The organism is Streptomyces sp. NBC_01351 (assembly GCF_036237315.1).
Classification (GTDB): Bacteria; Actinomycetota; Actinomycetes; order Streptomycetales; family Streptomycetaceae; genus Streptomyces.
Window position 1 is genome coordinate 7492304 of record NZ_CP108356.1, and the last position, 13676, is coordinate 7505979.

Sequence of the window (13676 nt, forward strand, 5' to 3'; positions counted from 1 at the left end):
AGGGCATGTCCACGGATCGCAGAACACTGATCGCCGACACCGCGATCGGCCTCGTGGCCGCGGCCGGACTCCGGGGACTCACCCACCGGGCGGTCGACGGAGCGGCGCAGCTGCCGGCGGGCAGCACCTCGTACTACTTCCGTACGAGGACGGCCCTGATCGGAGCCTGCTACCAGCGGCTCGCGGAGCTGGACCTCGACGACCTCGACGCCGACGGCCCGCCCGTCGCCGCGCTGTCGGACCGGGACGCGACCGCACGGGCGCTGGCCGGACTGCTGCTGCGGTGGCTGACGGTGGGGCGCGCACGCCAACTGGCCCGTTTCGAACTGAGCCTGGAGGCCGCCCGCAACCCCGAACTGGAGGCCGACCTCCACCGGGCCGGCCAGGGGGCCCGCTCCCGGGCGGCGGCCATCCTCGCCGCGCTCGGGGCCGACCATCCCGAAGAGGCCGCCGAACTGCTGGCGGCATGGACGGACGGACTCCTGTACGACCGCCTGGCCGGCGCCCTCGCCCGCTCCCGCCCGGCGCCCGACCTGGCCGAACTGACCGCAGTGGCCCGCCGCATGATCGACGCGGTACTCGTGACGACGCGCTCGGCGTCTCAGCCGGACTGGTCGGACCGGTCAGGGGAGGGGTAGCCGACGTTGTCCGTGTAGAAGCGGCCCTGCTCGCACAACTCGTCGATCTCGAGGTTCTCTTCCTCGGTGAGCTGCTCGTCCAGCGCGACGCCGAAGACCTGCCTGGCGCGGGCCAGTCGCCCCAGGACATCCCAGTCGAAGACGAACGTGCCGACGGTGGACTCGTCGGCGGTTCCGGATCCCACGCGGGATCTGAGTCGGTCGAGGGACACCACGAACTCGTTCAGGTCCTGCAGGACGGCGACGGCCTCGGCGAGGGGGATGCGGATCTCTCGGTCGGACATGTCCATCGGCTGATTCAACTCCGGAGTCGTTGTTCCGGCCCGGATCGCGGTCTTGCCGGTCCGGGCAGGGGGGCGGTCGCCAGCGGTCAGGTCAGGAAGCGCTCGACGGCCTCGCGAGCGCGGGCGTTCGAGGCCGCAGTGGAGGCCAGGGACCGGGCCAGGGACCGGGCCAGGGACCGGGCCAGGGCGTCGATCCACTCGTCCCCAGGCCCACTGGGCGCCGCGAGAGCACGATGCCCCGCACCTCGTGGCAGATCTCCCCGGCCACCCGGCCCCGATCCATCCGCAGCGAGAGCCGCTGCTCCCCGAGCGTGACGTCCAGTTCGGCGACCGGACCCTCGCGCCCGGCCACCCGGTCCGCGACGGAACGCCTGCGCGTGACTTTGCGAGGAGGACGACACCCGCATCGAGGAGGACCACTCCGCGCCGCAGGTGCCCGCCCATGTGCTCGGGCGGCTCCAAGCGGACCGGTTGAAGACGGCGGTGCCGAACACCTGCCCGACCGGATCGAATCCGACGGCCTTGACGGCGGCGAACTCCTCGGACGACAGCGTCGAGTTCCAGGCGTCACAGGCCCCCGGCAGACCGGTGTCTTGTCCGTGCGTCATCGGTTCCCGTGCCATCGACCTCTCGGCTCACTGGGTGGATCGCGGCGCCCGTTCGGCAGCGTATGTCATCGGATGATGACTCGGACTCACCGGTCGGTGTGCGGACGCCCACCTCGGCGTACTCCGGCGTACTAGTCACCGGACCGGGTCCAGCCGACGGCGTCGAGACGGGCGGCGTCGGAGGGGCGGTCCTCCGCGAAGAGGAGGCGGGCCGGTTCCGCGACGCGGATGACGTCCACGTAGATGCCGCGCCCGACGTAGCGGCCGGTCGCGGAGTGGCGGAAGCGCAGCCGGACCTCGCGGCCGGCCCAGGTCGCCGTCAGGGGGGCTTCGAGGCGGTGCCAGATGCGGCCCGACCAGCCTGCCGCGGAGCCGAGGGGCCATGCCTCGGGGGCGCCGCCCGTGGAGCGGAGGGTGGTGAAGGGGAGGGGCTCCCAGCGTTCTCCGTCGGGTGAGACCTCCAGGTGGAGCGCGCCCTCGCCCGGCACGGTGTCCCACCACACGGCGCACCGCAGTCGGGCGGAGGCCGTGGCCGGGGTGAGCGGCGGCAGGGTCAGGGTGCCCGAGGCGCCCGGCCGGACGCCGGAGAACCAGGCCGCGCCGCCGTGCTTCGTACGGACCGGGACGGCGCGGGCGAAGCGGTTGCCGACGGCGACCCGCGGGGCGCTGCCGGCCCGCCAGGTGCGCACGGGGTGTACCGAGTTGCCCAGGAGGATCAGGAAGGAGTCGGTGGAGGGGTCGAGGACGAGGGAGGTGCCGGTGAAGCCCGTGTGGCCGGCGGAGTGCGGGGTGGCCATCGCGCCCATGTACCAATGCTGGTAGAGCTCGAAGCCGAGGCCGTGGTCGTCGCCGGGGAAGGCGGTGTTGTAGTCGGTGAAGAGCAGCTCGACGGAGGCGGGGCGCAGGATGCGCTTGCCCGCGTAGACCCCGCCGTCGAGGAGGGTCCGGGAGAGGACGGCCATGTCCCAGGCGGTGCCGAAGACCCCGGCGTGGCCCGCGACCCCGCCGAGGGCGTGCGCGTTCTCGTCGTGGACCTCGCCCCAGACCAGTCCGCGGTCCAGGCCGGACCAGGGCGGCCGCTGCACCTCGGTGGCGGCGGTGATCCGGCGCCAGGAGAGCGGTGGGTTGTAACGAGTGCGGTGCATCCCGAGTGGAGCGGTGATCTCGTCGTGGAGCAGGACATCCAAAGTGCGGCCGGTGATCCGTTCCAAGAGCAGCTGGAGAGTGATCAGGTTCAGGTCGGAGTACCGGTAGACGGTGCCGGGGGACTCCTGCGGGCGGACCGACCAGAGGAGGCTCAACTGACCCTCACGGGTGGACTGCTGGTAGAAGGGCGCCCAGGAGCGCAACCCCGAGGTGTGCGTGAGCAGCTGGCGGACCGTGATCGTCTCCTTGCCGCCACCCGTGAACTCGGGCAGGTACCGCCGCACCGGAGCCTCCAGCTCCAGACGCCCCCGCTCCATCTGCTGCACGGCCAGGATCGACGTGAACAGCTTCGTCAGCGAGGCCAGGTCGAACACGGTGTCCTCGGCCATCGCGATCCGCTCGGCCGCCGGGAACTCGCGGACCCGGTCGGTCCGCCCGTCGTAGTCCGCGTATCGCACGGCATCGCCCATCGCGCGGTGCAGGGCGATCGTGCGGCCCCGGCCCGCGAGGACCACGGCCCCGGCGTAGTAGGGGTGTTCGGGGGAGGGGCCGAGGAAGCGCCGCGCCTCCTCCGCCACACCGTCGAGGTGCCGCTCCACGAGTCCGGCCTGGCGTGCGGAGCCGTAGCGCAGCCGCAGGCCTTGGAGTGCGCGCCGCTCCGCCGGGTTCCCCGCGGCGCCGGCTCCGGAGGCGGGGAGGGCGGCGTGGAGGATGAGTACGCCGCCGAGTGCGAGGAGTCGTGCGCCCAGCCTGCGGCGGCTCGGACGGTGTTCGTCGGCTGCGCCCACCTCGCCCACCTCGCCGGCCATCCCGTCGGCCCCCGTGCCTGCTGCCATGTCCAGCCCTCCTGTCTCCTGTCCGAGTCAGCCTGCGGCGCCGTCTCCCGGGGCTCCGCCCCGGACCCCGCGCCTCAAACGCCGGCGAGGCTGGATCTGCCCCCCGGCCCGGGAGTTGCCCCGGCCGGGTGGCCCCACTGGGGAGGTGCCCCGGGGTCGGATGGGCCGCACGTTAGTGGGTATGTGCCCTGCCGGCGGGCACCCTTCGCGCGGGCCGGCCCGGAAAGAATCTGACACTGCATCAGAAAATCTCTTCCCTCGACCGCCGGGCTGCGGCATCCTGCCGCCCATGGAGACGGAGCTGAGCAAGAAACTGGGAGTCGAGCACGCCATCTTCGGCTTCACGCCCTTCCCGGCGGTCGCCGCTGCCATCACCCGCGCGGGCGGATTCGGCGTACTCGGTGCGGTCCGCTACACCGCTCCCGACGACCTCAAACGCGACCTCGACTGGATGCAGGCACACACCGACGGCAAGCCCTACGGCCTCGACGTCGTCATGCCCGCCAAGAAGGCCGTCGACGGCATCAGCGAGGCCGACATCGAGGCGATGATCCCCGCCGAGCACCGCGCCTTCGTCCGCGACACCCTCGCCAAGCACCACGTGCCCGAGCTCGCCGAGGGCGAGGCCTCCGGCTGGCGGATCACCGGCTGGATGGAGCAGGTCGCCCGCAACCAGCTCGACGTCGCCTTCGACTACCCCATCAAACTCCTGGCGAACGCCCTAGGTTCCCCGCCCGCCGACGTCATCCAGCGCGCCCACGACCACGGCGTCCTCGTCGCCGCCCTCGCCGGCAGCGCCAAGCACGCCCGCCGCCACGCCGAAGCCGGCATCGACATCGTCGTCGCCCAGGGCTACGAGGCCGGCGGCCACACCGGCGACATCGCCACCATGGTCCTGGTCCCCGAGATCGTCGAGGCCGTCGCCCCGCTCCCGGTCCTCGCCGCCGGCGGCATCGGCAGCGGCGAGCAGATCGCCGCCGGACTCGCCCTCGGAGCCCAGGGCGCCTGGCTCGGCTCCCTCTGGCTCACCACCACCGAGGCCGACCTCCACTCCCGCGCCCTCACCGCGAAGCTCCTCGCCGCCGGCTCCGGAGACACCGTCCGCTCACGCGCCCTCACCGGCAAGCCCGCCCGCCAGCTGCGCACCGAGTGGACCGACGCCTGGGACGACCCGGAGGGCCCCGGCGCGCTCCCCATGCCGCTCCAGGGCCTGCTCGTCGCCGAGGCCGTCTCCCGGATCCAGAAGTACGAGATCCAGCCGCTGCTTGGCACCCCCGTCGGCCAGATCGTCGGCCGGATGAACGAGGAGCGCAGCGTCCAGGCCGTCTTCGACGACCTGACCACTGGCTTCGAGCGGGCCATCGACCGGATCAACCGCATCGCGGGCCGAGTCCGCGAGGAGGCGTGAGCGCCATGACCACTGTGACCGCCGTGACCGAAAGCCAGCAGCCCAACGGCTTCTGGGCCCAGGCCGCCGCCGACCCCGGGCGGACCGTGCTCGTCACCCCCGAGGGCGAGGAATGGACCGCCGGCCGGCTGCACGCCGACGTCAACCGCCTCGTCCACGGCCTGCGCGCCGCCGGTATGGAGCAGGGCGACGTGTTCGCCGTCGTCCTCCCCAACGGGGTCGAGTTCCTCACCGCCTACCTCGCGGCCGCCCAGGCCGGCTTCTACCTCGTCCCCGTCAACCACCACCTCGTCGGCCCCGAGATCGCCTGGATCGTCTCCGACTCCGGCGCCAAGGTCCTCGTCGCCCACGAGCGCTTCGCCGACGCCGCCACCTCCGCGGCCGACGAGGCGGACCTGCCCGCGAGCCACCGCTACGCCGTCGGAGCCGTCCCGGGCTTCCGCCCGTACGGCGAGCTCCTCGACGGACAGCCCGGCACTCCCCCCGGGGACCGCACCCTCGGCTGGGTCATGAACTACACCTCCGGCACCACCGGCCGCCCCCGCGGCATCCGCCGCCCGCTCCCCGGAAAGCTCCCCGAGGAGACCTACCTCGGCGGCTTCCTCGGCATCTTCGGCATCCGCCCCTTCGACGGCAACGTCCACCTGGTCTGCTCGCCGCTCTACCACACGGCGGTCCTCCAATTCGCGGGCGCCGCCCTGCACATCGGGCACCCCCTGGTCCTGATGGACAAGTGGACCCCCGAAGAGATGCTCCGCCTGATCGACCAACGCGCCTGCACGCACACCCACATGGTCCCGACGCAGTTCCACCGGCTCCTCGCGCTCCCGCAGGACACGAAGGACCGGTACGACGTCTCCTCGATGCGGCACGCCATCCACGGTGCCGCGCCCTGCCCCGACCACGTCAAGCGGGCGATGATCGACTGGTGGGGCAGCTGCGTGGAGGAGTACTACGCGGCGAGCGAGGGCGGCGGCGCCTTCGCGACGGCCGAGGACTGGCTGAAGAAGCCCGGAACCGTCGGCAAGGCCTGGCCGATCAGCGAGCTCGCCGTCTTCGACGACGACGGCAACCGGCTGCCGCCCGGCGAACTGGGCACCGTCTACATGAAGATGAAGACCGGCGGCTTCAGCTACCACAAGGACGAGGGCAAGACGAAGAAGAACCGCATCGGCGACTTCTTCACCGTCGGCGACCTCGGGCTGATGGACGAGGACGGCTACCTCTACCTCCGCGACCGCAAGATCGACATGATCATCTCGGGCGGGGTCAACATCTACCCGGCCGAGATCGAGTCCGTCCTGCTCACCCACCCGGCGGTCGCCGACGCCGCCGCCTTCGGCATCCCGCACGCCGGCTGGGGCGAGGAGGTCAAGGCCGTCATCGAACCGGCCGAGGGCTTCGAGGCCGGTGACGCGCTGGCCGCGGAGATCCTGCACCACTGCGAGCGGCACCTCGCCGGCTACAAGCGCCCCAAGACGGTCGACTTCATCGAGACGATGCCGCGCGACCCGAACGGCAAGCTCTACAAGCGGCGACTGCGCGAACCGTACTGGGAGGGCCACGAGCGCGCCATGTGACACGGCGTCACCAGTGCGTGAGGTCGTACACCGCCGCGCAGTAGGGATCCTCGGCCTCGGAGGCGTTCCAGTCGAGCTCGGACCGTACGAGGGAGGGCAGCGCCGCCATGGTCCCGGTGAACCCCTCCCGTACGTGTCCCTCCTCGTCCCGCAGGGCGACGTCCACGCCGATCCGCGCCGGCGGGCCTGCCGTCCGGTCGAGGTACAGCCGTACCGTGCCGAGGTCGATCAGCAGGAAACCGCTGATGAGCAGCTCCGGGTCCGGCTCCCCGCCGTAGGGTTCGAGCCCGCAGACCACGGCGTGGAGCGCGTCGGTGAGGTCGTACGAGGGCTCGTCCTGGAACCGGAAGGTCTCCGCGCGGACGTCGACGACGGGGATCCCCAGCCCGTCCACGGACGTCGCGGCGGCCGCGGTCGGCCCGGTGGCGGCCAGCTGTCGCAGCACTCCCGCGATGTCGCTCCACGGGACGTTGTAGTCGTGCCGGCCGACCAGCGGGAAATCGTAGGCGAGCGACGTGTCCAGGTCGTGGCCGTCCCACAGGACCACGCGGGTCGTGTCCGGCCGCCCGGGAGGCTGCACCACCCCCCGAACGGGCCGACCCGGGCCGCCCCCGCCCTCGCCGCCCGGCGGCGGGGACACGTAGCGCAGCAACGCCCGGAGCGTGACGCGGTGCAGATCGGTCTGCTCGTACTCGCTCCAGGGCGACGGCACGTCCGCTGAGGTCATGCCCCATTCTGCGGCGCCGGGCACGGATTCCCGCGTACTCCGCACCCGCCACGCCCGCCGAATGCGTGAGAAGTGCCACGTCAGAGCCCCGGAGGCGGTCCTTGCGCCGCACCGGAGGGACAGTTCTGGCAAGTTGGCTGATATGAGTACGGCAACGCGCAGATCCCTCCTTACCGATTGGACCGTCGCGGTCCCCGTGGTGGCGCTCGTCGCCCTCGTCTTCAGCTGGGGACGCGAGCTGCCCTCGCTCGCGGTGGTCCTCGTCGCGCTCTGCCTCGGGGGTGCGGTGCTGGCCGCCGTCCACCACGCGGAGGTCGTCGCCCACCGGGTCGGCGAACCCTTCGGCTCGCTCGTCCTCGCCGTGGCCGTCACCGTCATCGAAGTGGCGCTCATCGTCACCCTGATGGTCGACGGAGGCGACAAGACCTCCTCGCTCGCCCGGGACACGGTCTTCGCCGCCGTCATGATCACCTGCAACGGCATCGTCGGCCTGTCCCTGCTCGTCGGCGCCCTGCGCAACCGGGTCGCCGTCTTCAACGCCGAGGGCTCCGGAGCCGCCCTCGCCACCGTCGCGACCCTCGCCGTCCTCAGCCTCGTCCTGCCGACCTTCACTACGAGCAAGCCCGGCCCCGAGTTCTCCACCGCCCAGCTGGCCTTCGCGGCCGTCGCCTCGCTCGCCCTGTACGGACTGTTCATCGCCGTCCAGACGGTCCGCCACCGCGACTACTTCCTGCCCGTGAAAACCGAGCCGCGCACCGGGGAGGAGGACGACCACGCCGCGCCGCCCACCTCCCGCGCCGCCATGATCAGCGTCGGCCTGCTGCTCGTCGCGCTCGTCGCGGTGGTCGGCAACGCCAAGGCGGTCTCCCCGACCATCGAGAAGGGCGTCGCCGACGCCGGTCTGCCGAACGCCGTCGTCGGTGTGATCATCGCCCTGCTCGTGCTGGCGCCCGAGACCCTGGCCGCCGTCCGCGCCGCGCGCCGAGACCGTGTCCAGACCAGCCTCAACCTGGCCTACGGATCCTCCATCGCCAGCATCGGACTGACCATCCCCGCCATCGCCCTGGCCTCGATCTGGCTCTCCGGCCCGCTGACCCTGGGCCTCGGGCCCACCCACATGGTGCTGCTCGCCCTCACCGTCGTGGTCAGCGCCCTCACCATCGCCCCGGGCCGCGCCACCCTGCTCCAGGGCGGAGTCCACCTCGTCCTGCTGGCCGCGTACCTCTTCCTGGCCGTGAGCCCCTGAGGGCCACGGCCAGGATCAGGGCCGGGATCGCGGCACGGTCGGTCAGCGCCGCTCGCGCGGCCACACCACCCTCAGCTTCGGCGACGTGAGGATGTCCCGCTCGCAGAACCGCGAGGTCACCCAACTGCCTTCCGCGAACAGACGGGTCTGGTCCGCGTAGTACGGCGAGTTCGGGTTCGAGGACTGGCTGTACGTCAGCAAGGTGCGGGCCACCGGGCAGCGGCCGCCGTCCCAGCCGACCGCCTGGACGTGACTGGTGCCGTGCACGACCTCCGGGTAGCCGCCGGCCGCCGCGTTCCACGGCGCCTCGATCTTGTTCCAGACGCCCAGTGACTCCGTGCCCCCGCCCACGGGGAGCTTCTGCCCGCCGCGGACCACGAACTGGTGCTCGCCCAGCTCCGCGTCCAGCGCGATCCCGGCCGCCCCCAGCTCCGCCACCGTGTCCGCGAGCGCGCGGCCGACTCCGGGCGCGGCCTGGTTGAGCGTGCGCGGGGTGCGCACGGGATCGGCCGCCGAGAAGGGCACCAGCCACAGGTCCTTGGGCGCCGTCGAAGCGGTCAGCTTCCGCCAGAACCGGTCGAAGAGCAGCGCGCCGCGGCTGGCGCCGTCGGCGGTGCGGTCCCAGCCCGCCAGCACCGGGCAGGCCGCCGACACGTCCACCACGGTGCCGTTGCTCGCCGTGGCCGTACCGCCGGGCAGCGCGGCGCAGGCCTTCGCCGCGTCGGCCGCCGCGAGGTCACCGGCCGGCACCCGGTTGGCGAACTGCTGCTCCTGCAGGTCGGCCACGGTCAGCCCGCCCCCGGCCGCCATCGCCGACACGTCCTCGATCGCGCCGCGCGTACGCATCGACCGCGGGGTGGAGACGTTGCCCCAGATCCGCTCGTAGCCGGTCAGCGGCCGGTCGGCATTGGCCAGCCAGGCGCTGTCGTTGGAGTTCTCGGCGTACGGGGCGCCCCGCAGCGTCGGCGCCTTCCCCGGGCCGAACACGCCGGGCTGCACCGCGTCCGGGTCCGCGCCGAGCGCGCAGTCGCCGCGCGAACCGTCCAGCACCGCCAGCCCCGAGGCCGGGTACGTGGCCCGGCCCAGCGGCGTGGAGCAGCGGGCGGCGAGCTCGTCGGTGATCCGGGGGAGCACCTGGGACTGGGTGAAGAGGGTGCCGCCCGAGGAGTCGGCGGCCACCGTGTTCACCCAGGGCAGTCCCTGGGTGCGGGCCAGGGCGTCCTGGACGCCGGCGACGGAGCGGGCCTTGCCCATCGCCAGGGCGGTGTCGGAGCCGCGCAGGTTCACCGCGTTGGGGTCGTTGAGCGCGTACGCCGTCTGCGCGGTCCAGGGCAGCGGCAGGCCGGGGCCCAGACCGGTGATCACGGGCCCGTACCGGGTCCACCACTGGGTGCGGGTCACCGGATCGCCGCCCGCCACCGGGACGGTGACGGTCCGCCGGGTCATCGCCTCCGGCTTGCCGTCGACGAGGTAGGCGGTCGGATCGGCCGGGTCGAGCGTGAGCTGGTGCAGGTTGACGGGGGTGCCGGTGGCCACCGTGTGGCTCCAGGCCACCTTCTCGTTGAAGCCGATGTTGACCACGGCGGTGCCGAGCAGGGAGCCGCCCGACACGTTCAGCTCGCCCGGGATGGTCTGCTGCGACTGCCAGAAGCGGCGCCCGCCCTGCCAGGGGTAGTGCGGGTTCCCGAGCAGCAGCCCGCGGCCGTTCGCGGTGGTGGAACCGCTGAAGGCCACCGCGTTGGAGCCCATGTCGTACCGGGAGGTGTCGAAGAACTCCCGCGCCGCCTCGGCCGCGCCCGCCGGATCGAGCTCCGGGTGCGGCGCGGCCGTCCGCGCCGCGGTGCCGGCCGGATCGCCCGGCGGCTGCGCCGCCGTACGTGCTTGATTGCCCGGCGGCTGCGCCGCCGTGATTCCGTCGATGCCGCGCCCCTGGCCGCCGAGGACCGAGACGGCGAAGCCGCGGGCGGCCACGTCGGTGGCGGTGACCGGGCGGAGCCAGCCCGCTCCCTTGCAGGCCGGGTCGGTGATCTTGTTCTGGGCGAGCCAGGCGTTGTACCCGGCGGCCCAGCCGCGCATCAGCTCTTTGAGGTCCTTGCTGGGGCCCGCCGGAGCGGGGGTGGCGAGGAGCTTCTCCACGGTGCCGGACTCCCGGACGCCCTTGAAGTACAGGTCGCTGGAGAGGTTCCGGGTGGCGGAGGACAGTGATCCGTCGGGGGCGGCATCGGGGCCGAACCAGCGCGAGCGCTCCCCGGCGACGGTCACGAACCCGTCGGCGAGCACGCACACCTGGTCGGCGGCCTGCGCCCAGCCGGTCCCGAAGCCGAGGTGCGCGTAGTCCCTGGCGAGGATGTGCGGAATGCCGTGCTCGGTGTACCGGATGACGGCGGACAGGCCGCCGCCGGACGGCATCCGTTCCCCGGTCGACGCCGAGGCCTGGGGTGTGGCGGCGGTGGCGGCGAGCAGCGCGGCGCCGGCAAGGGCGACGCGCCGGAGTATCGGACGGGTGCTGAGGTGCAAGGTGCCTCCCAAATAGCCTGCGGATGGGCGTGGTTGCCCGGGGGACAGGCGGTGCGTCCGTGCCCCCACACTCATGCAGGCGGTCCGATGATCTGTCAACATCCCGTTTGGTATCCCGGTCATTGACCTTGGGCGTGCGGGGCACGAGGATCGCGCCATGACGGCAGAGCAGACAGTGCGAGCAGCGGGTGCGGAACCGGCGGTGCGCCACCACACGGTCGACGGGCTCGTGCGCCACAGCGCGCGCCGGGTGCCCGATCGGGTGGCCGTCCACTACCGCGAGCGGACCTGGACGTACGCGGAACTCGACGCGGCCGTCACCACGGGCGCCGCCGTCCTGCGCGATCGGTACGGGCTGTCCGAGGGCGACCGGGTCGCGACCTTCGCCCACAACTCGGACGCCTACCTCATCGCCTTCCTCGCCTGCGCCCGCGCCGGGCTCACGCACGTCCCGGTCAACCAGAACCTCACCGGAGAGGACCTGGCGTACATCCTGGACAACAGCGCCAGTGCTCTGGTCCTCGCCGATCCGGACCTCGCAGGGCGGGTCCCCGACCGGTACCGCGTACGGGCGCTGCGCGACGACGCCGGCTCCTTCCTCGCCGAACTCGCCGAGCCGCTGCCCTTTGACGGCCGAAGCGACCCGGACGGGCTGGCGCAGCTGCTGTACACCTCCGGAACCACCGCCCTGCCCAAGGGTGCGATGATGACGCACCGGGCGCTCGCGCACGAGTACGAGAGCGCGATCGAGGCACTGGACCTGGCCGAGCAGGACCGGCCGCTGCACTCGCTGCCGCTGTACCACTCGGCGCAGATGCACGTCTTCCTGCTGCCGTACCTGGCGGTCGGGGCGGACAACACCATCCTGGACGCGCCGGTCGCGGAGCAGGTCTTCGACCTCGTGGAGGCGGGGGAGGCCGACAGCCTCTTCGCCCCGCCGACGGTGTGGATCGGCCTGGCCAACCACCCCGACTTCGAGCGGCGCGAGCTGGGCGCGCTGCGCAAGGCGTACTACGGGGCCTCGATCATGCCGGTGCCGGTCCTGGAGCGGCTGCGCGAGCGGCTGCCGGGGCTCGGCTTCTACAACTGCTTCGGCCAGAGCGAGATCGGACCCCTGGCCACGGTGCTGGGCCCGGACGAGCACGAGGGACGGATGGACTCCTGCGGACGGACGGTGCGCCACGTGGAGGCGAAGGTCGTCGACGAGGACGGCAAGGACGTGCCGGCCGGCACCGCGGGGGAGGTGGTCTACCGCTCGCCACAGCTGTGCCGCGGGTACTGGAACGACCCCGGCGCGACCGAGAAGGCGTTCCGGGACGGCTGGTTCCGCTCGGGCGACCTCGCGGTGTGTGACACGGAGGGGTACTTCACGGTCGTGGACCGGGTCAAGGACGTCATCAACTCGGGCGGGGTGCTCGTGGCCTCCCGGCAGGTGGAGGACGTGCTGTACACGCACCCGGGCGTGGCCGAGGCGGCGGTGGTCGGCCTGCCCGACGATCGGTGGATCGAGGCGGTGACGGCCGTCGTGGTACCGCGCGGTGAGGTGACGGAGACCGAGCTGATGGCCTATGCGCGGGAGAAGCTGGCCCACTTCAAGGCCCCGAAACGGGTCCTGTTCGTGGAGGCCCTCCCGCGCAACGCCAGCGGCAAGATCCTCAAGCGAGAGCTCCGCGACCGTTTCGCGGAGCCACCGGCGGCCGGGGCGCGCTGACGCGATGCCCCGGCCGCCGGACGGCCACTGCGGCCACTACGGCGCCGCGGGCGCCAGGCCGTCGAAGTCCGTGGCCCGGCTGACGGCTTCCCAGGTACGGGCCTCCGCGCGCGCGGCGTCCGCGTGTGCCGTGATGAAGTCGAGGGCGTCGTTGCCGAGGACGAGCCGCAGCGGCGTGTTCTCGGCGTCGAGGGCGGTGAGGATCGCGGCGGCCGCCTTGACCGGGTCGCCGGGCTGGTGGCCGTCACTGGCCGGCATGCCCTGGCGCACCGGGCCGACGGACTGCTCGTACGCGGGCAGGACCGCGGTGTGGCTCAGCGCGTCCCCGCCGGCGAACCCGGTGCGGAAGGAGCCGGGCTCCACGATCAGGGTCTTGATGCCGAAGCCGGCGACCTCGGTGGCGAGCGCCTCGGTCAGACCCTCCAGGGCGAACTTCGTCGCGCAGTAGGCCCCGACGCCGGCGAAGGCGAGCCGCCCGCCCATGCTGCTCATCTGCACGATGGCGCCCGACTTGCGGGCCCGCATGTGGGGCAGCGCGGCCCGGGTGAGGGCCGCCGGGCCGAAGAAGTGCAGTTCCATCAGTTCGCGGAGCTCGCGGTCAGTGGTCTCCTCCACGGCTCCGAGGAGGCCCCGTCCCGCGTTGTTGACGAGGACGTCGATCCGGCCGAAGCGGTCCACGACCTCCGTGACGACCTCCTCGGCGCGCGCGATGTCCGTCACGTCCATCGCGAGCGGCACCAGCCGGTCCGGGTGCTCGGCGGCCAGTGAGTCGAGTGTGCCGGGGCGGCGGGCCGCCGCCACGACGGTGTCCCCGGCCGCGAGCGCGGCCTCGGTGAGGGTCCGGCCGAAACCGGAGGAGGCCCCCGTGATCAGCCAGACCCGGCCGGCCGTTTCGCTTAATCCATGCTGCGTAGTCATCAGTTCCCCTGTGAACGAACGCCGTCGATGGTGTGCGCCGCCCATCCTGACACCGGT

Annotated in this window: 10 protein-coding genes; 5 read left to right on the plus strand and 5 right to left on the minus strand. The window is 72.6% G+C overall.

Annotation, left to right across the window (positions count from 1 at the left end):
- Positions 1-5: 5 nt before the first annotated feature.
- Entirely contained in the window at positions 6-638 is a 633-nt protein-coding gene (locus tag OG625_RS34510) for a TetR/AcrR family transcriptional regulator (protein WP_329388836.1), read from the plus strand.
- On the opposite strand, the gene OG625_RS34515 is transcribed toward OG625_RS34510, so the two are convergent.
- Positions 602-928, minus strand: coding sequence for a hypothetical protein (locus OG625_RS34515; protein WP_329388838.1), 327 nt, complete (start codon positions 926-928; stop codon positions 602-604). The two genes, OG625_RS34510 and OG625_RS34515, sit on opposite strands and share 37 nt — an antisense overlap.
- Positions 929-1661: 733 nt before the next feature.
- Positions 1662-3485, minus strand: a complete 1824-nt coding sequence (locus tag OG625_RS34520; protein ID WP_329391212.1) for a serine hydrolase — start codon at positions 3483-3485, stop codon at positions 1662-1664.
- Between the two features lie 316 nt (positions 3486-3801).
- Between OG625_RS34520 and OG625_RS34525 the strand changes: the two genes are divergently transcribed.
- Together OG625_RS34525 and OG625_RS34530 are read left to right on the plus strand one after the other, a co-directional pair.
- A complete protein-coding gene (locus OG625_RS34525) occupies positions 3802-4920 on the plus strand; it encodes an NAD(P)H-dependent flavin oxidoreductase (RefSeq protein ID WP_329388840.1) in 1119 nt (372 codons plus the stop codon).
- 5 nt (positions 4921-4925) lie between these two features.
- On the plus strand, positions 4926-6500 hold the full coding sequence (locus tag OG625_RS34530) for an acyl-CoA synthetase (RefSeq protein ID WP_329388842.1): 1575 nt from the start codon (positions 4926-4928) through the stop codon (positions 6498-6500).
- Positions 6501-6507: 7 nt separating this feature from the next.
- Here the strand turns inward: OG625_RS34530 and OG625_RS34535 are convergent, their stop codons facing one another.
- Positions 6508-7227: a hypothetical protein gene (locus tag OG625_RS34535; RefSeq protein ID WP_329388844.1), complete on the minus strand. Its 720-nt coding sequence runs from the start codon at positions 7225-7227 to the stop codon at positions 6508-6510.
- Positions 7228-7369: 142 nt separating this feature from the next.
- Here OG625_RS34535 and OG625_RS34540 point away from each other — a divergent pair, with 142 nt between their 5' ends.
- On the plus strand, positions 7370-8473 hold the full coding sequence (locus OG625_RS34540) for a calcium:proton antiporter (protein WP_329388845.1): 1104 nt from the start codon (positions 7370-7372) through the stop codon (positions 8471-8473).
- A 42-nt stretch (positions 8474-8515) separates the two neighbouring features.
- Here OG625_RS34540 and OG625_RS34545 read toward each other — a convergent pair whose 3' ends face one another.
- Complete coding sequence (locus OG625_RS34545) at positions 8516-10990, minus strand: penicillin acylase family protein (RefSeq protein ID WP_329388847.1); 2475 nt, start codon at positions 10988-10990, stop codon at positions 8516-8518.
- Positions 10991-11147: 157 nt separating this feature from the next.
- Here OG625_RS34545 and OG625_RS34550 point away from each other — a divergent pair, with 157 nt between their 5' ends.
- Positions 11148-12701 carry a fatty acyl-CoA synthetase gene (locus OG625_RS34550; protein ID WP_329388849.1) on the plus strand — a complete coding sequence of 518 codons (1554 nt, stop codon included), beginning with the start codon at positions 11148-11150 and terminating at the stop codon, positions 12699-12701.
- A 36-nt stretch (positions 12702-12737) separates the two neighbouring features.
- Here the strand turns inward: OG625_RS34550 and OG625_RS34555 are convergent, their stop codons facing one another.
- Positions 12738-13619, minus strand: a complete 882-nt coding sequence (locus tag OG625_RS34555) for an oxidoreductase (RefSeq protein ID WP_329388851.1) — start codon at positions 13617-13619, stop codon at positions 12738-12740.
- Positions 13620-13676 lie beyond the last annotated feature (57 nt).

Coding starts and splice junctions, on each gene's coding strand:
- OG625_RS34510 (WP_329388836.1), top strand. CDS start 6: ATGTCCACGGATCGCAGAACACTGATCGCCGACACCGCGATCGGCCTC.
- OG625_RS34515 (WP_329388838.1), bottom strand. CDS start 928: ATGGACATGTCCGACCGAGAGATCCGCATCCCCCTCGCCGAGGCCGTC.
- OG625_RS34520 (WP_329391212.1), bottom strand. CDS start 3,485: ATGGCCGGCGAGGTGGGCGAGGTGGGCGCAGCCGACGAACACCGTCCG.
- OG625_RS34525 (WP_329388840.1), top strand. CDS start 3,802: ATGGAGACGGAGCTGAGCAAGAAACTGGGAGTCGAGCACGCCATCTTC.
- OG625_RS34530 (WP_329388842.1), top strand. CDS start 4,926: ATGACCACTGTGACCGCCGTGACCGAAAGCCAGCAGCCCAACGGCTTC.
- OG625_RS34535 (WP_329388844.1), bottom strand. CDS start 7,227: ATGACCTCAGCGGACGTGCCGTCGCCCTGGAGCGAGTACGAGCAGACC.
- OG625_RS34540 (WP_329388845.1), top strand. CDS start 7,370: ATGAGTACGGCAACGCGCAGATCCCTCCTTACCGATTGGACCGTCGCG.
- OG625_RS34550 (WP_329388849.1), top strand. CDS start 11,148: ATGACGGCAGAGCAGACAGTGCGAGCAGCGGGTGCGGAACCGGCGGTG.
- OG625_RS34555 (WP_329388851.1), bottom strand. CDS start 13,619: ATGACTACGCAGCATGGATTAAGCGAAACGGCCGGCCGGGTCTGGCTG.